The 17163-nt window shown below is 62.7% G+C and carries 13 protein-coding genes; 2 read left to right on the top strand and 11 right to left on the bottom strand.

What is annotated here, in order from left to right:
• Nucleotides 1-113 precede the first annotated feature (113 nt).
• The 11 genes from RQ865_RS07090 to RQ865_RS07040 all read right to left on the bottom strand — a co-directional run bounded on the left by RQ865_RS07090 (nt 114) and on the right by RQ865_RS07040 (nt 11770).
• Nucleotides 114-1460, bottom strand: coding sequence for a M3 family metallopeptidase (locus RQ865_RS07090; RefSeq protein ID WP_311478490.1), 1347 nt, complete (start codon nt 1458-1460; stop codon nt 114-116).
• A gap of 53 nt (nt 1461-1513) precedes the next feature.
• Nucleotides 1514-2197, bottom strand: a complete 684-nt coding sequence (locus RQ865_RS07085; protein ID WP_311478464.1) for a hypothetical protein — start codon at nt 2195-2197, stop codon at nt 1514-1516.
• Between the two features lie 77 nt (nt 2198-2274).
• Nucleotides 2275-2508, bottom strand: a complete 234-nt coding sequence (locus tag RQ865_RS07080; protein WP_311478463.1) for a hypothetical protein — start codon at nt 2506-2508, stop codon at nt 2275-2277.
• 11 nt (nt 2509-2519) lie between these two features.
• Nucleotides 2520-2987, bottom strand: coding sequence for a hypothetical protein (locus tag RQ865_RS07075; protein WP_311478461.1), 468 nt, complete (start codon nt 2985-2987; stop codon nt 2520-2522).
• A 147-nt stretch (nt 2988-3134) separates the two neighbouring features.
• Nucleotides 3135-5723 (bottom strand): valine--tRNA ligase, encoded by a 2589-nt coding sequence (gene valS / locus RQ865_RS07070; RefSeq protein WP_311478460.1) that lies wholly within the window; start codon nt 5721-5723, stop codon nt 3135-3137.
• 107 nt (nt 5724-5830) lie between these two features.
• Nucleotides 5831-6043, bottom strand: coding sequence for a PLDc N-terminal domain-containing protein (locus RQ865_RS07065; RefSeq protein ID WP_311478459.1), 213 nt, complete (start codon nt 6041-6043; stop codon nt 5831-5833).
• A 176-nt stretch (nt 6044-6219) separates the two neighbouring features.
• On the bottom strand, nt 6220-7236 hold the full coding sequence (gene adhP, locus RQ865_RS07060) for an alcohol dehydrogenase AdhP (RefSeq protein WP_311478458.1): 1017 nt from the start codon (nt 7234-7236) through the stop codon (nt 6220-6222).
• A 111-nt stretch (nt 7237-7347) separates the two neighbouring features.
• Complete coding sequence (locus RQ865_RS07055) at nt 7348-7788, bottom strand: hypothetical protein (RefSeq protein WP_311478457.1); 441 nt, start codon at nt 7786-7788, stop codon at nt 7348-7350.
• Nucleotides 7789-7914: 126 nt separating this feature from the next.
• On the bottom strand, nt 7915-9354 hold the full coding sequence (locus RQ865_RS07050) for a DNA/RNA non-specific endonuclease (protein ID WP_311478456.1): 1440 nt from the start codon (nt 9352-9354) through the stop codon (nt 7915-7917).
• Nucleotides 9351-9689, bottom strand: a complete 339-nt coding sequence (locus tag RQ865_RS07045) for a hypothetical protein (RefSeq protein WP_311478454.1) — start codon at nt 9687-9689, stop codon at nt 9351-9353. Before RQ865_RS07045 ends, RQ865_RS07050 begins: the two co-directional genes overlap by 4 nt.
• A 236-nt stretch (nt 9690-9925) precedes the next feature.
• The gene (locus tag RQ865_RS07040) at nt 9926-11770 is read right to left on the bottom strand and encodes a phosphoenolpyruvate carboxykinase (GTP) (protein WP_311478452.1); all 1845 of its coding nucleotides are present in this window, start codon (nt 11768-11770) and stop codon (nt 9926-9928) included.
• A 394-nt stretch (nt 11771-12164) separates the two neighbouring features.
• Here RQ865_RS07040 and ileS point away from each other — a divergent pair, with 394 nt between their 5' ends.
• Complete coding sequence (ileS, locus tag RQ865_RS07035; protein ID WP_399521812.1) at nt 12165-15458, top strand: isoleucine--tRNA ligase; 3294 nt, start codon at nt 12165-12167, stop codon at nt 15456-15458.
• Between the two features lie 269 nt (nt 15459-15727).
• Nucleotides 15728-17161 (top strand): bifunctional folylpolyglutamate synthase/dihydrofolate synthase, encoded by a 1434-nt coding sequence (locus tag RQ865_RS07030; protein WP_399521814.1) that lies wholly within the window; start codon nt 15728-15730, stop codon nt 17159-17161.
• The last annotated feature ends 2 nt before the right edge of the window (nt 17162-17163 follow it).

Here is a 17163-nt window from a genome sequence, read left to right as displayed (position 1 = left end):
GTGCGGCACACCGGCCCTTTGCTATTCGAAGGTGGATTGATGCGACCAGCTGCGGCTACCGGCTCAGGCCCCGGCGGCGGTACCGATCACGACACCGCCGCCGCGGGTCGCTCCTACTGCAGGCCGCGCCGGCGCAGCAGCGGCTCGATGCTCGGCTCGCCATCGAAGAATTCGCGCACCGTCTCGAGCGCATCCCGCGAACCGCCGGGGCCCAGAATCGTGCTGCGGAAACGTTCGCCGAGCTGTCGAATTGCCGCCGCATCCTCACCCAGCGCCGCGAAGCGCTCGGAGGTGGCCGCATCGAACACCTCCGACCAGATATAGCCGTAGTAGCCCGCCACATATCCGCCGGCGAAGATGTGCTGGAAGTAGCAGGTGGAGTAGCGGCACGGTACCTCAGCGACGAGCACCCCGGCCGCTTCGAGGGCCTCGCGCTCGAACGCGGCCACATCGTGCACCGCCTCGGCCTCGGCACGGCTGAGCGAGTGCCAGGCCTGGTCGAGGATCGCCGCGGCGAGGTATTCGGTGGTCATGAACCCCTCGTTGAACTGCGATGCGCGCTGCAGCCGCTCGACCCACTCGGCCGGCATCGGTTCGCCGGTGACGTGGTGCACGGCGTAGCGGGGCAGCACCAGCGGGTGCAGCATCCACATTTCGTTGACCTGGCTGGGGTATTCGACGAAGTCGCGCTTGACGTTCGTGCCCGAGTGCGAGGGATAGACGGTGTGGGCGAGCAGCCCGTGCAGCGCGTGCCCGAGCTCATGGAACACCGTCTCGACCTCGTCGAGGGTGAGGAGCGTCGGCGAACCGGCCGGTGGCTTCGGCACATTGTGCACGTTGAACACCACGGCCCGCTGGTCGAGCAGCTCGCTCTGCTCGACGAAGCTCGACATCCAGGCGCCGCCGCGCTTCACCGGCCGCGCATAGGGGTCGAAGAGGAACAGTCCGAGGCCGGTGCCGTCGTGGTCGAGCACCTCGAACACCTGCACATCCGGGCTGTAGCCCTCGAGGTCGGGGCGGGGCTTGAAGATGATGCCGTACACCATCGTCGCGGCGGCAAACGCGCCGTCAACGAGCACCCGGTTCATCTCGAAATAGGGCTGCATGGCAGCGGTGTCGATCTCAAAGTCGCGCTCGCGCACCTGTTCGGCATAGAACATCCAGTCGTGTGCCGCCAGCTGGAACGGCTCGGCGCCCTGATTTCGCTGCTGCTCATCGGCAAACTCCTGCAGCGTGGCGAGTTCGCGCGCGGCATTGCGCACGGCAGGCGGCGCCAGCAGCCGCAGCCGCTCGGCGATCGCCGCGGCAGAACCGGCGGTCGAGTCGGCGGAGGTTTCTTCGGCGGCGGTGGCAAAGCCCAGTAGCTCGGCGCGCTCGGCACGCAGCCGCACGATCTCGAGCACAACATCGGCGTTACCGTGTGCGCCCGCGCTGGCGCGGGCGAGGGAGGCGGCGTGGATATGGTCGCGCAGCTCGCGGTTGCGCAGCTGGGCAAGCCACGGGTGGCCGGTGTTCAGCGGCAGGGTGATGAGCCAGGCGCCATCGTGCCCGGCGGCGGTGGCGGCCTGTGCGGCCGAGGCACGCTCATCATCACCGAGCCCGTCGAGCTCAGCCTCCTCAGTGACAAGTACGGCGCGCTCATTGGTGTCGGCGAGCAGATTCGCCTGAAACTTTGTGTTGAGTTCAGAGATGCGTTCGTTAATGGTGGCAGGCGCTGCTTATCGGCGGCATCGAGCGCGGCACCGGCGAGCTGGTAGCGCAGGTGTAGCTGTTCAACCAGGTGCAGCTGTTCGGGCGTGAGGTCGAGCTCGTGGCGCTTTTTGTACACCTCGGTGATGCGGGCAAACAGCTTTTCGTTGAGCTGGATGGCGTCGAAGTGCGCGGTGAGCTTTGGGCTGTATTCGGCGTCGAGCTGCGTCATGAACTCGGTGGCGTCGCTGGAGCTGAGCGCCCAGAAGGCGTGGCAGACGCGGTTCAGCAGCTGGCCGGCGCGCTCGAGCGCAGCGATGGTGTTCTCGAAAGTGGCAGGTTCGGTGGCGGCAGCGATCGCGGCAACTTCGGCGCGGTGCTGCTCGAGCCCGGCGTCGAGCGCGGGGCGGAAGTGTTCGTCGCGGATCTCGGCGAACTGCGGCAGTTCGTATGGCAGCGGGGATGGTGCTGCAAACGGGTTCGATGAATCAAGCTGTGCTTCTGACATGGGTTTGAGCCTAGTGGCTGAGTTTTCGGCCGTTTTCAGCAAGTGAGCAGGCGGTTCCAGGGCTCAGGCCGCGCGGCTCAGCTCAGCCAGTCGTTATCCTCGGCAAACAGCTCGTCTTCGCCGGTGACGGTGCCGCTCGGGGCCACCTCCAGATGCGTGCCGCCCGAGTGATCGGCAACGGCCCGTCCCTCGAGCCAGGTGAGCGTCCACGAGCCGCTGCGAAGGCCAGTGGCGGCGATTGCCGCGGCCAGCGCCTCCGGCACGCTCGGCGGCGGGGGAGCGTCGGCAGCCCAGCGCGTTCCGATTCTCATTGCCGTCGGATCTAGTCGAGCTGGTTCTCGTAGACGGTCAGCTCGGCAGCGCGCCCGGCGCCGGCGATGCGCAGCAGCGTCTCGTCGGCTGCGAGCCAGCGCACCTCGGTGACGCCGAGTTCGTGAGCCCGCCGCTGAATCTCGTCGATGAGGGCGCGGGCGGCAGCCTCGTCGCGGTGAGCACGGTGCACATAGGCGAGCTGCACATCCAGGGTCACGGCCCCGGTGGTCAGCGAGAGCGAGGGCAGCAGCAGCGCCAGGCCGATGAGGTTGCCCGAGCGGTCGGCCACGACCGCCTCGAGCTGCGAGCGCTGGTTCGGCTGGGTGCCGAAACCGAGCTGCTGCCAGATGCGCAGCGCGATCTCGTCACGGTACGACATCCCGTTTACTTCCAGCGACTCGGCCAACAGCGCCACCCACGAAAAGAAGTCGTCTTGGGTGAGCGGGCGCAGCACCGGAGCAATTCGCTCTGCCTGCATGCGGTGAGCCGATCGCGAGTAATTGGTGGGTGAAGTCATAGTCCTGTGTCTAGAAGCGCTGCCGTCATTCTAAGCAGCTTTCATGAGTGAGCCAACGATCGAAAACGAGGGTTCGGGCCGGCGACAACCAGCCCGAACCCTGCCGAGCTACTTCTGCAAGGCCTCGCCGAGCACCGCATCCCGAACGGTGAGTTCATCGGCGTCGGCAGCGAGGTTGAGTTCGACGATGCGACCCACCGCGGCGAGGTCGCCGGCAGCACCCTCAAGCAGTGCGATCTCGTCGGCGGTACCCGCAACCGTCACGCTCAAAAGCGGGGTCTTCTGCGACACCTTGGCGTCGGTCTTGGTGCCGCGGATGTTCGTCAGCGCCCGCGAGGTGAGGTCGAGCAGCTGCGCATCGCCGTCGGCGGGCAGCTCATCGACGGTGGGCCAGCTGGCGCGGTGCACCGAGCCCTCCTGCCACCATGACCACACCTCTTCGGTGGCAAACGGCAGCACCGGCGCAAACAGCCGCAGCAGCACATTGATCGCGGTGCGCATTGCCGCCACCGCCGAGGTGCGGGCGGCAGCATCGTCGCCGTAAGCGCGCTCCTTCACGAGCTCGAGATAGTCGTCACAGAACGTCCAGAAAAACGTCTCGGTCACTTCCAGCGCGCGGGCGTGGTTGAACTCGTTGAAAGCCCGCGTGGCCGATTCGACCACGCCGCGCAGCTCGGCGAGCATCGCCAGATCAAGCGGGTTCGTAATCACCTCGAGCGAGTCGGCGCCGGCAGCGTCGAAGCCCAGTGCGAGCTTGGCGGCGTTCAGCACCTTGATCGCCAGGCGCCGGCCGATCTTGATCTGGGTGGGCCGCTGCGGGTCGAAAGCCGCGTCGGTGCCGAGTCGACTCGACGCTGCCCAGTAGCGCACCGCATCCGAACCGTGCTGCTCAAGCAGCCCCGCCGGGGTCACCACATTGCCCTTCGACTTCGACATCTTCTTGCGGTCGGGGTCGACGATGAACCCCGAAATCGTCGCGTGACGCCAGGGCAGCTTGCCGTCTTCGAGTTCGCTGCGCAGCAGCGTCGAAAACAGCCAGGTGCGGATGATGTCCTGGCCCTGGGGACGCACGTCGTACGGCGACACGAGCTGCCACAGTTCGGGGTCGCGCTCCCAACCACCGGCCAGCTGCGGGGTGAGTGACGAGGTCATCCAGGTGTCCATCACATCCACCTCGCCGACGAACCCGCCGGGTTCACCGCGCTGCGCCTCGGAATAGCCCTCGGGAGCGTCGGTTGAGGGGTCGACCGGCAGCTGTGCCTCGCTCGGCAGCAGCGGTGAGTCGTAGTTGACGACACCATCGGCGTCGATCGGGTACCACACCGGGATCGGCACACCGAAAAAGCGCTGGCGCGAGATGAGCCAGTCACCTGAAAGCCCCTCGACCCAGTTTTCGTAGCGCACGCGCATGAACTCGGGCACGAAGTCGAGGTTGCGGCCGTGTTCGAGCAGTCGCGCGCGCAGCTGCTCGTCATTGGCGCCGTTGGCGACGTACCACTGGCGGGTCGAAACAATTTCGAGGGGGCGGTCGCCCTTTTCGAAAAACTTCACCGGGTGGGTGATCTTGCGGGGTTCGCCGATCATCTCGCCCGATTCTTGCAGCGCCTCGACGACGATCTTCTTGGCACTAAAAACGGTTTTGCCAACCATTTCGGCGTACACGGCGCGACCGGTTTCGCTGGTGATGGCCTCGGGCATGGCATCCATGATGCGACCGTCTTCGCCCAGGATGGATCGGTTCGGCAGCTTCAGCTCACGCCACCACACCACGTCGGTGACATCACCGAAGGTACAGATCATTGCGATACCCGAGCCCTTGTCTTGCTGGGCGAGCGGGTGCGCGAGCACGGGTACCTCGACGTCAAATAGCGGGGTGCGGGCGGTGGTGCCAAATAGTGCCTGGTAGCGCTCATCGTCGGGATGCGCCACGAGTGCCACACAGGCCGGCAGCAGCTCGGGGCGAGTGGTTTCGATAAAAATGTCGTTGCCGTCGGCGCCGTGGAAGGCGAGCCGGTGGTAGGCACCTGGCTGCTCGCGATCTTCGAGTTCGGCCTGCGCGACTGCGGTGCGGAAGGTCACGTCCCACAGCGTCGGGGCCATGTCCTGGTATGCCTCGCCACGTTCAATGTTGCGGATGAACGCGAGCTGGGATGCGCGGCGGCTCGAATCTTCAATGGTGCGGTAGGTCTGGGTCCAGTCGACCGAGAGACCGAGCTTGCGCCACAGATCTTCGAAAGCACGTTCATCCTCGATGGTGAGTTTTTCGCACAGTTCGATGAAGTTGCGGCGCGAGATTGGCTGCTGGTCGGCTGCCTTGATGCTCTTGCCATCACCGCCCTCGTGCGGGGGTACGAAGTTCTCGACGTACGGCAGTGACGGGTCGCAGCGCACGCCGTAGTAGTTCTGTACGCGACGCTCGGTGGGCAGACCGTTGTCGTCCCAACCCATCGGGTAGAACACGCGCTTACCGGTCATGCGCTGGTAGCGGGCAACCACATCGGTGTGGGTGTAGCTAAATACGTGCCCGATGTGCAGTGAACCGGATGCGGTTGGCGGGGGAGTGTCGACCGAGTAGACGGTGTCGCGGGTGGCACCCTCACGGTCGAAGCGGTATGTGCCATCGGTTTCCCAGACGTTGCCCCACTTCTCCTCGAGGCCTTCGAGAGCTGGCTTATCGGGGAGGTTTGCGTTCGACATCGCAGCCTTTCACTATCGACGGCACCGAGTTCGGGGTGCCTGAATTTGCACTGGCGCCAAGCCTACCCGAGGGCCGTCAGCGGTTGGGTAGCTTCGGAATGAACAGGTTAGCGAGTGGGCTTGTGTTTGTCGGAAGGTTTGCCGAACGCGAACCAGGCGAGTGCCCCCAATAGCGGCGTAAACACGATGAATGCGAACCAGAACACCACGCTGCCGAGCGTCAGCGAGTCAAGTGCCCGGTGCAAGCTCACCAGCGCGATGATTGCTACTGCGGCGTGTAAAACAAACCCAACAATGGCGAGGATTTCATAGGCTGGCATTTCGTCTCAATGCTCCTCAGCGTGAAGAGAGTCGCTCTTTGACTCCGTGTTCGAGTGGTGCCAATGCGGGCCGGTTATGCCTCGGGTGAGTGCCGGACGGGCAACCTGCGATGCCGACACAAGACCGGAGGTGTGCTCCCGCAAGTATCGCACCTCCGGTCTTGTGATTTTGTGGACTAGCGGTAGTCGATGACCAAACGACCGTCGATGCCGCCTTGTTTCATGGTGTCGAAGATATCGTTGATCTCGTCGAGCTTACGAGTTGCAACGGTCGGTTTGATCTTGCCGCGTGCAAAGAAGTCGAGGGCCTCTTCCATATCCTGACGGGTGCCCACGATCGAGCCGCGGATGGTGAGACGCAGCAGCACCACCCAGAAGATTTCGACTTCGGTGGCCCCCGGGGGAAGCCCCACGAAAACAATGGTGCCCAGCTTGCGGCACATAGCGATCGCCTGGCTGAACGCCTTCGGGTGCACCGCGGTCACGACGATTCCATGAGCGCCGCCGTCGGTGATCTCTTTGACCTTTTCGCCCGGATCTTCAGTGGCCGCGTTAACGACCGCCTCAGCACCGTGTTTCTTGGCAAGCTCGAGCTTGTCGTCGGCGACGTCTACGGCAACTACACGCAGACCCATGGCAACCGCGTACTGCACTGCAATGTGGCCAAGGCCGCCGATGCCCGAAATCACGATCCACTGACCTGGTTTTGCTTCGGTCTCTTTAATCGCCTTGTAGACGGTGACACCGGCGCAGAGGATCGGAGCGGCCTCGACCGGGTCGACACCCTCCGGGATACGGGGCGCGTAGCGTGCGTCTACGACCATGTATTCACTGAACGAGCCATTGGCGGTGTATCCACCGTTGACGACCGAGTCGCAAACGGTTTCCCATCCTTTACGGCAGTATTCGCACTTACCGCACGCACTCCACAGCCACGCGTTGCCGACCATGTCGCCAACTTTGAAGTCGTCGACGCCTTCGCCGACCTCTTCGACGATGCCGACACCTTCGTGTCCCGGGATGAATGGTGGCTCGGGGCGAACTGGCCAGTCACCCTGTGCGGCATGTAGGTCGGTGTGGCACACACCGGAGGTAACAAGCTTGACGAGCAACTGGTTCGGGCCTGGGCTTGGGCGTTCAACTTCGCTGATATCGAGGTTGTCGCCAAAATTACGGACAACAGCAGCCTTCATGGGGGACTCCTTAGTTCGGGCCCGTTACGACCACTGCCACATGGATGCCGCTGGCTGCGGCTCAGTAGTCACGAGCCAATTCCAGCCTGCCAGAGTTACCTGACGTTCTCGTTACGAACTCTGAAGCTTTGCCCGCATCCACTCGGGTGTGTGCTCGGGGGCGCGGGGGAAGGCCTCGGCGTCTTGCCGGTAGGAGTCGTCTGATGGCTGCATGGTCCACTCGGGTTCGCTGTCGTAGTCGAAGTGGGTTTCGAGCTGTCCGGGCCGAACCAGGCGGAAGGTCGCGGTATACCAGGTGCCGGTTTGGGGGCGGTACATGATTCGACGCAGCTCGGTGACCGCCTTGATGAGCGGATAGCTGGCGCCGATCACTTTGCTGTCGTCAGTGCTGTGCGCCTGCTGCTGGTACTCACCGAAGCCACCCATCACCATTGCGGTGCAGGTGACGCTGTCATATTCATCCGGCAGCACATCCCACATCGCGCGCGCTACCGCCACCAGCGCCTCGCGCTGGTCGAGCAAGCCGCCGCTCGTAGTCTCGTTTTCAGCCATTCCGCCCTTCTTCCTCGGTCGCATTCGCGTGCTCGCTACTGCTTGTACAGTGGCCGGCCGTCTGAACGCTGTCTAGCGTACGACCTCAAATCAACCGCTTCTTTAGCAACCGGTGCAGCGCCCCGCTTACGGGGTGTTGTCGAACACATACGTCGACGAAATATTGCCGTCGCTCGAATAATCAACGATGTAGCTCGTGGGCACCTGGTCGATCAGCTTGTGTTGTTTTTGTAGGTCGCTGTCGTAGACGTGATGGATGACCACATCCACTTCTTTACCCTTGTCGAGCTCGGCTTTCCACATGTTTTCGAGCCGGCCGTAGTTCGGACCGTTCTTCTGGAAGTCAGCATTGCTATTGGCCTGGTTGACATCGGCCAGCTGCGGGGTGAGGTTGATGTTTTCGCGAATACCACCGAACTGGGCGGCAACCGCGTGACCACCGTTGTAGTCGTACACCTTGTTGCCCGAATCTTTGCTGCCGCCCTCGTACGAACCCATCTGCCCGATCGTGCTTTGGATGCCCTGATGGCGGGCACCCTTCTTATCGTCGAGGTCGTCGATGATGACCGTTTCGGTACGGCCGAGATTGTCGGTGATATAGGTGGTTGATCCCTCACCCCGCGCGTTCATGACGTGGTACGTGGTGTTTGGGGCCGGTTCGCGCAGGTCGTAGTTGAGCGGCGCACCTTTTTCGCGGCTGGCGTTTGCCTCGACGTGGGTGATGTTGCCGTTTTCGTCGGTGTAGTAGGTGCCGCGCAGCATCTGCTCGTTGCCGCCCTGGTGCACGGTGTAGGCAGTGTTGGGTTCGAGTTTGAAACCCTCTGGCGGGAAGGTCTTGTTGGGGTCGATTTTTTCGGCCACATCAACCCGGTTTTTCACTTCGGGCGGGTTCCAATAGTCGCTCTCGTTAAGCGGTAGTTGCGGGCCACTGCCCCTATTCTTACCCGAGTCGCCAAGCTCATCACTGAGGTCGATTGAGTTCGATACCAGCTGGATATTGGGCGCGCTGCCATTTGCCGAAGTCGTCACCGGGGCGTTCATCGCCGCACCGACAGCGGCTGATAGTTGGGAATCAATAGCGCCCGCATAGGCGACCGCGCCGCGAACCATACCGGTGAGGGTCGCCTGGTCGGCCATTCCTTTAATCCAGGCGGGGGTCGCGGTATAGGTGGGCAGGCGCATCGCCACCTGTTGCGCGATAGCAGTTGCCCGAACGGTTGGGCCGATGCTCACCATGCCGGTTGGGGCGATGATCATGCCCGTGGTGGCGGCGAAGGTGTGGCAGTTGCGCACCTGAGTGTTCAATTGCGCAACAGCAGTTGACCCCTGGGAGAGTGCTCGTTCGAGGCTATTGAGCTGTCTACTCAACGTCGTTGCAGTGTTTGTGTGCTCACGCGCCGATCTGCGGGCCGCCTCAGCGGTTTCACCAGTTGACTGAATACGTGCACCGGCGCGTTCGAGGTCGTTGGCAGCCGAGTCGAGCTGATTGGCGCGGTGCTGAGCGAGGCTCGCTCCCTCTTGAAGGGGGCCTGGGCTCCAGGTTTGGATACTCGACCAGCTGATCACCGGGTGTCCTTCGCGTCGTAGTTTACTGCCGAATCAATCTCGTTCCAGGCGGTATTGTCGAAAGTAGCCTCACCGTGGCTATCGGTGCTGTTGAAATCGGCGTCCGAGCTGCTTGCCGCGGTCGCATCCGAATTGAGCGCGGTGACAAACTGCCGCAGGTTCGTCTCATAGGTGGTCGCTGCCGATTGCATAACCCGACCGGCAACTGCACCCGGCATCCCCGTGCTAACTGTTCCGGCCGCGCCCGACAGTGTTGCTGGAGACACCTCGGCGGCGGCGTTATCGAGCGCCCGTGAAAACTCCGCCAACTCTCCGTGCAAAATTTCCAACGACATAACGACCCTTCAACAGCGGTTCCGTAGTCAGTGCGCGGCCAAGCTGTGGAGACTGTCTGAACTTTCGGTGACGCGATTTGGTCACTGCCTCTGGTAGCGACCCGGTGACTGTGCGCCGGCCGACGGATCCGTGGCCTGATCGGTCGAAAAGCCTGTTGTCTAGAAAACCAAAGCGGGGCGGATGCGCAGTCCGTTGCGCGCATCCGCCCCGCTTGTTCAGCCGTGGTTAACTTCCGCTAGTCGATTGCTTTGAAGCCACCACGCACCTCACCCAATTGGATGAGCAGCTCGGCCGGTACTCGCGGCCCGATCGACTGGAAATACTTGGTGGTTTCGACCAGCTCGGCCTTCCATCCCTCGACCGGCACCGAGAACAGTTCGTCGAGCTGTTCTTGTGACACGTCGATACCCGCAACATCGATGTCTTCGATGCGGGGGAGATTACCGATCGGGGTTTCAACGTAGTCAACCTCGCCCTCGACACGGCGGATCGCCCACTCGAGTGCACGGATGTTTTCGCCGAAACCGGGCCACAAGAAGCTGCCGTCTTCGGCGCGGCGGAACCAGTTCACCTGGAAAATTGCGGGTGCCTTGTCACCGAGCTGCTCGCCCATGTCGAGCCAGTGACCCCAATAGTCGGCCATGTGGTAGCCGGCGAACGGTTGCATGGCGAACGGGTCGTGGCGCAGTTCGCCGACCTTACCCTCGGCAGCGGCGGTGCGTTCCGAACCCAGCGTGGCGCCCAGGAAGCAGCCGTGATCCCAGTCTTTCGACTGGTAGACCAGCGGCACATTGGTGCGGCGGCGGCCGCCAAACAGGATGATGTCGACCGGCACGCCGTCAACGGCCTCCCAGTCGGGTGAAATAGTGGGGCACTGCTCGGCGCGCACGGTGAAACGCGAGTTCGGGTGTGCTGCCGGGGTGTCTGAGTCGGGGGTCCAGTCGTTACCCTGCCAGTCGATGAGGTGTGCCGGGGGCTCTTCGGTCATGCCCTCCCACCACACATCACCGTCGTCGGTGAGTGCGACGTTGGTGAAGATGGTGTTCTTCGAGATGGTTTCCATCGCAACCGGGTTAGTGTCGTAACCGGTGCCGGGAGCGACGCCGAAGAACCCGAACTCGGGGTTAATGGCGTAGAGCCGGCCGTCGTCACCGGGGCGCATCCAGACAATGTCGTCGCCGATGGTTTCAACTTTCCAACCGTCGACCTTCGGTCGCATCATGGCGAGGTTGGTCTTGCCGGTCGCCGAGGGGAAGGCACCGGTGATGGTGTATTTCTTGCCCTCCGGGTTGGTGACCTGGATGAGCAGCATGTGCTCGGCCATCCAGCCCTCGTCGCGGGCCATGACCGAGGCGATGCGCAGCGCGAAGCATTTCTTGCCCAGCAGCGCGTTGCCGCCATAGCCCGAACCATACGACATGATCTCGCGGGTTTCGGGGAAGTGCGCGATGTACTTCTTGAAGTTGCAGGGCCATGGCACATCGGGACGGTCGTTGTCGTCATCGTCGGTGAGCGGGTAGCCCACCGAATGCAGCGCGGGCACCCAGTCGGTGTCGGGCTTGATGTATTCGAGTGCCGCGGTACCCGAGCGAGTCATGAGCGCCATCGACACCACCACGTAGGGAGAGTCGGTGATCTCGACGCCATACTGGGTGATCTTGCCGCCGAGCGGGCCCATCGCGAACGGTACAACATACATGGTGCGGCCACGCATTGAGCCTGAGAACAGACTCTTCAACTCTGCGCGCATCTGCACCGGGTCGCGCCAGTTGTTAGTGGGGCCAGCATCTTCTTCACGTTCTGAACAAATGAAGGTGCGGCTCTCGACACGGGCAACATCACCGGCGTCAGAACGGGCCAAGAATGAGCCGGGGCGTTTTTCTTCGTTGAGGCGGATCAGCGAGCCCTGCTCGACCATCTCTTCGGTGAGGCGGTTGAACTCTGCTTCCGACCCGTCACACCAGACAACCTGATTGGGCTTGGTCAGTTCAGCAATACTCACTACCCAGGCGTTGACGTCGGGGTTCGCCGACAGCTGGGGGATGTCATTGGGATTCACCGGGGTATGCGTTGAATTCATGCTGCTCTGCCTTCTCGCTCGTCAGACGGCGGTACGACCGCTCGGTGCCGTTACCTGCGCGTTGGGTCAGGACGCGCATGGCCGTCTTTTCAGTATCCCACGGCAGTCGATACGAAACATCCGAATGCCATTCAATTGTAGTTCGCGCAGCATAAATGGTGCGTGCGAACTGCGTGAAATCCAGTAGACTCGGTGCCATTGACGATGATCCGCTATCAACGGGGAGTCTTCGGAAGAACCGCACACCAATCGGTGCGCCAAGTAGAACCGAACGGGGCTGGCCCGTTACAGCCAACGAACGAGCGGTGACGCGATAGCGTTGCAATCGGGGTGGTACCGCGCGAAAGCGTCCCTGAACCAGCTAATACCCCACTGTTTCAGGAGACCACAACTCATGACCGACTCGGCTGAGCGCAACCGCCCCGTTTACCCCGCCAACTCTTTTGGCCCGGGCGCGATGCCTGTGACCCCATCGGTGCGGTTCCCCGAACTGGAAGAACGCGTGCTCGAGTTCTGGCGCGAAGACAAAACCTTTGCCGCCTCTATTGAGCAGCGTGCCGGTGCCCCCGAGTGGGTGTTCTACGACGGCCCGCCGTTCGCGAACGGTCTGCCGCACTACGGTCACCTGCTCACCGGCTACGCGAAAGATGTGTTCCCGCGCTACTTCACAATGCGGGGCTGCCAGGTGCCGCGCGTGTTCGGCTGGGACACGCACGGTCTGCCTGCCGAGATTGAGGCGATGAAACAGCTCGGTATCACCACCAAAGACGAGATCGAGCAGATGGGGGTTGGGGCGTTCAACGCCGCCGCCCGCGACTCGGTGCTGCGCTACACCCAAGAGTGGGAAGACTATGTTGAGCGCCAGGGCCGCTGGGTCGACTTCGACGGCGGCTACAAAACGCTCGACATCACCTACATGGAGTCGGTGATCTGGGCGTTCAAACAGCTTTATGATCAGGGGCTGGCCTACGAGGGGTTCCGGGTGCTGCCGTACTGCTGGAACGATGAAACTCCGCTGTCGAACCACGAGCTGCGGATGGACGACGACGTCTATCAAAACCGGCAAGACAACACGGTCACCGTGACCTTCCCGCTCACCGGCGAGGCCGCATCCGCCGCCGGCCTCGAAGGTGTGCGCGCGCTCGCCTGGACGACCACGCCGTGGACGCTGCCAACGAACCTCGCGCTCGCGGTGGGGCCCGAAGTCAGCTATGCCGTGCTGCCGGCCGGGCCCGCCGGTGCCAGCGACGGCGCCGCTGCCGGTGAAGCCCACTATTTGCTGGCCGAGGCCGGCATCGGCGCGTATGCGAAAGAACTCGGCTACGAAAGCGAAGCTGACGCGCGCGAAGCGATCGTGCGCACCGTCAGCGGTGCCGAACTGGGCGGGATGCGCTACCAGCCGCTGTGGGACTACTTCACCGATACCGAAAAATACGGCACCGAAAACGCCTTCCAGATTCTGGTTGCCGACTATGTCACCACCACCGACGGCACCGGCGTGGTGCATCAGGCCCCGGCCTACGGCGAGGACGACAAGCTGGCCTGTGACGCGGCGGGTATCCCGACGATCCTGTCGGTGGATGCGGGCGGCCGTTTCTTCGACATCATCACCCCGGTGGCCGGGTTGCAGGTGTTTGACGCCAACCGGCCGCTCATCCAGCAGTTGAAGGCTGAGCACCGCCTGCTGCAGCAGAAGTCGTATGTGCACTCGTACCCGCACTGTTGGCGCTGTAAGCAGCCGCTCATCTACAAGGCGGTCTCGAGCTGGTTTGTGCGCGTCACCGACTTCCGCGACGAGATGCTCGAATTGAACGAGCAGATCGAATGGGTTCCCGACAACGTCAAACACGGTCAGTTTGGTAAGTGGGTGGCAGGGGCCCGCGACTGGTCGATTTCACGCAACCGATACTGGGGTTCGCCGATCCCGGTGTGGAAGTCAGATGATCCCAACTATCCGCGCATAGATGTTTACGGTTCGCTCGACGAGCTCGAACGCGACTTTGGGGTGCGACCCACCGACCTGCACCGCCCGGCGATTGATGACCTCGTGCGTCCCAACCCCGACGACCCCACGGGTAAGTCGATGATGCGGCGCATCCCCGATGTGCTCGATGTGTGGTTCGATTCGGGTTCGATGCCGTTCGCGCAATTCCACTATCCCTTTCAGAACGAGCAGTGGTTTGGGGAGCACTCGCCGGCCGACTTCATCGTCGAGTACATCGGCCAGACTCGTGGCTGGTTCTATGTGATGCACGTGCTGTCAACCGCGTTTTTTCACCGTCCAGCGTTCAAGCGCGTGATCTCGCACGGCATCGTGCTCGGCTCTGACGGTGCCAAGATGTCGAAGTCGCTGCGCAATTACCCGAATGTGAACGAGGTCTTCCACCGCGACGGCTCGGATGCGATGCGCTGGTTCTTGCTGTCGAGCCCGGTGCTGCGCGGCGGTAACCTCATCGTCACCGAAGAGGGCATCCGTGAAGCTACCCGGCAGTTCTTGCTGCCACTGTGGTCGACCTACTATTTCTTCACCACTTACGCGAATAGCGCCTATGGGCCAAACCAGGCCGGCTACCGTGCCCAACGCCGGGTCGACTCGGCGGATGTGCTTGACCGCTACATTCTCGCGAAGCTGCGCGAACTTGTGGTCGGTGTGCAGCACGACCTGGAAGCTCTCGATGCTTCGGGTGCCACCGCGCGGCTGCGTGATTTCGCTGACGTGCTCACCAACTGGTATGTGCGCCGGTCGCGCGACCGGTTCTGGGTGGGGGCCGATGGCGACACCGCCGCGTTCGACACGCTATACACCGTGCTCGAAACTGTGTGCCGCGTTGCTGCCCCGCTGGCGCCGTTCACCACCGAGGCCGTGTGGCGTGGGCTCACTGGTGGTCGTTCGGTGCATCTGACCGATTGGCCGGATGCTGACGAGTTCCCGGCCGATGCCGAGCTGGTTACAGCGATGGATGCGGTGCGCGAAGTGGTTTCGGGCGGGTTGGCGCTGCGCAAACAGCATCAGCTGCGTGTGCGGTTGCCGCTGCAGCAGCTCACAGTGCTGTCGACCCGCGCCGATGAGCTATCGGAGTTTGCGTCGATTGTGGCCGACGAACTCAACGTGCGCGCGGTTGAATTCCGCACCCGCACCGACACTGCCGCTGCCGAATATGGTGTTGCGCAGGTGCTGCAGGTGAATGCTCGCGCGGCTGGCCCACGTTTGGGTAAGCAGGTGCAGCAAGCGATTAAAGGTTCGAAGTCGGGCGATTGGAGCGTGGCCGACGGGGTGGTTACCTCGGGAGGTGTCGTGCTTGAAGCGGGTGAGTACGAGCTGCGGCTTGAGATTGCTGACGAGTTTGAGGGCAAGCTGTTGGGGCTGCTTGATGACGGTTCAATCCTGGTGCTTGACAGTGAGATCACCGCTGAACTTGCGGCCGAGGGGGTCGCGCGCGATGCGATCCGTGCCGTACAGGATGCGCGTAAGGCTGCCGGTCTTGAGGTGAGTGACCGCATCCGGTTGACGCTGCGCAGCGATGATGCCGCCGTGGCCGCTCTCGAGTCGTGTCGCGAATTGATTGCGAGCGAAACTCTCGCGCTTGAGGTGCTAATCAGCGGTGGGCTGGCTGCTGAAGCCGACCGGGCGCGGATTCCGCACAGCTACGGTGCCCTAGAAGTTGCAGTTGAGAAGGTGAGCGCGTGAGCGATTCAGATCGCAGCGACGGTGGTCAAGAGTACGGCCGTCCGGGGGGCCTCGGCGACCGGTTTGATGGGGCAAGCTTCCGTCGTGACCCGGCGGTGCCGCCCGAACCGGTTACCGAACCGGATGTTGACGGGCGTGAGCTTGCTCAGTTGCTTGGCGGCACCCCGTTTGACGACCTCGAGTTAGACGCCGAACTGCGCGATCTCGATTTCGATGACGATGAGCTTCCCGATGACGAGCTGAGCGAGCGTGAACTCGCACAGCGACGCTTGCGTGATGAAACCAATTGGCACGCCGAGGCCGAACGCGTGTATGACGAGCTGCTGGCGCGCACCGGTGAAGCTCAGCCCGAGCCGCGGCTTGACGCTACCCGCCGTGCGTGTGAGCTGTTGGGTGATGTGCACGAGGGCTGGGCGATGGTTCATATCACCGGCACGAATGGTAAATCATCGACCGCGAGGATCTGCGAGGCGCTTGTGCGCGCGCACGGGCTGCGCACTGGCTTGTTGACCAGCCCGCATCTGGTGCGCGTCAATGAGCGTATCTGCATTAACGGTGAACCGGTGAGTGATGAACAGTTGGCGACCGTGTGGCGGGATATCGCTCCGATTATTGGTTTGGTCGACGCTGAGCTTGAAGGGGCTGGTAAACCCGCACTGACGTTCTTTGAAGCGCTCACGGTGCTGGCGTATGCCTGCTTCACCGATGCCACGATTGATGTCGGCATTGTTGAGGTCGGCATGGGCGGTGAATGGGATTCGACCAATGTTGCCGATGCCGATGTAGCGGTGTTTGCACCGATTTCGCTTGACCATCGCGGGCGTCTGGGCGACACGGTCGCCGAGATTGCGCGCACGAAAGCCGGAATTATTAAGCCGGGTTCTCGCGTGGTTTCGGCAGCGCAACCTGAAGCAGCCGCCGTCGAGTTGCGTCGAGCTGCTGATCTATTGCAGGCACCGGTGAAGTTCGCGCCGACCGACTTTGGGGTGTTGAGCGATCAACCTGCTGTGGGCGGCCGCTATGTTGCGGTGCGCGGAACTCGTGCCGAGTATGCACCGCAGGCGGTGCGCCTGCTCGGTAGCTATCAGGCCGAGAACGTGGCCCTGGCGATTGCCGCGGTGGAGCAGCTGCTCGATCGTGAATTGAATGAGGATGCGCTTGCTGAGGGGCTGCTGGATGCGCGTTCGCCGGGGCGGCTCGACCTCATCGGCACTGAGCCGAGCGTGGTGGTTGATGCCTGCCACAACCCTCATGCGGCCCGGCATCTTGCCGTAGCGATGCGCGAGGTGTTTTCGTTTGATGAGCTCGTGCTCGTGTTGGGTGTGCTGGGCGATAAGGATGTGTCGGGAATCGTGCCGCCGCTGGCAGAGGTTGCCACGCGCATCATCGTTACCCAGTCGGATTCGCCGCGGGCGATCGACGCCTGGGAGCTGGGGGAGCGGGTGCGTGAAGTGCTCGGCGATGAGGTTGCCGATCAGAAACGGCTAGCGGTAATTGAACGCGATGTTGATGCGTTTGACGCCGCCCGGCAGCTGGCCACTGAACTCGGGGTCGAAGCGTCGGCGGGTGTGCTGATTACCGGTTCGATTACGCTCATCGGCGATGCGGTTGCGGTTGCTGAACGCGAGGGCTGGCGGGTCACATCTGATGGCGACGCACCGCTGATTGTGGGGTCGGCTGCGGGAGAGGAAGAAGAGGCATGAGT

It is taken from the genome of uncultured Gulosibacter sp. (assembly GCF_963509965.1).
Lineage (GTDB): Bacteria > Actinomycetota > Actinomycetes > Actinomycetales > Microbacteriaceae > Gulosibacter.
The sequence above is the reverse complement of the archived record's forward strand: the minus strand, read 5'-3'. Positions and strand labels throughout refer to the sequence as shown.

What these genes read in the sequence shown, in the direction of transcription:
- RQ865_RS07085 (WP_311478464.1), bottom strand. Translation starts at nt 2,197, where the DNA reads ATGTCAGAAGCACAGCTTGATTCATCGAACCCGTTTGCAGCACCATCC.
- RQ865_RS07080 (WP_311478463.1), bottom strand. Translation starts at nt 2,508, where the DNA reads ATGAGAATCGGAACGCGCTGGGCTGCCGACGCTCCCCCGCCGCCGAGC.
- RQ865_RS07075 (WP_311478461.1), bottom strand. Translation starts at nt 2,987, where the DNA reads ATGCAGGCAGAGCGAATTGCTCCGGTGCTGCGCCCGCTCACCCAAGAC.
- valS (WP_311478460.1), bottom strand. Translation starts at nt 5,723, where the DNA reads ATGTCGAACGCAAACCTCCCCGATAAGCCAGCTCTCGAAGGCCTCGAG.
- RQ865_RS07065 (WP_311478459.1), bottom strand. Translation starts at nt 6,043, where the DNA reads ATGCCAGCCTATGAAATCCTCGCCATTGTTGGGTTTGTTTTACACGCC.
- adhP (WP_311478458.1), bottom strand. Translation starts at nt 7,236, where the DNA reads ATGAAGGCTGCTGTTGTCCGTAATTTTGGCGACAACCTCGATATCAGC.
- RQ865_RS07055 (WP_311478457.1), bottom strand. Translation starts at nt 7,788, where the DNA reads ATGGCTGAAAACGAGACTACGAGCGGCGGCTTGCTCGACCAGCGCGAG.
- RQ865_RS07045 (WP_311478454.1), bottom strand. Translation starts at nt 9,689, where the DNA reads ATGTCGTTGGAAATTTTGCACGGAGAGTTGGCGGAGTTTTCACGGGCG.
- RQ865_RS07040 (WP_311478452.1), bottom strand. Translation starts at nt 11,770, where the DNA reads ATGAATTCAACGCATACCCCGGTGAATCCCAATGACATCCCCCAGCTG.
- ileS (WP_399521812.1), top strand. Translation starts at nt 12,165, where the DNA reads ATGACCGACTCGGCTGAGCGCAACCGCCCCGTTTACCCCGCCAACTCT.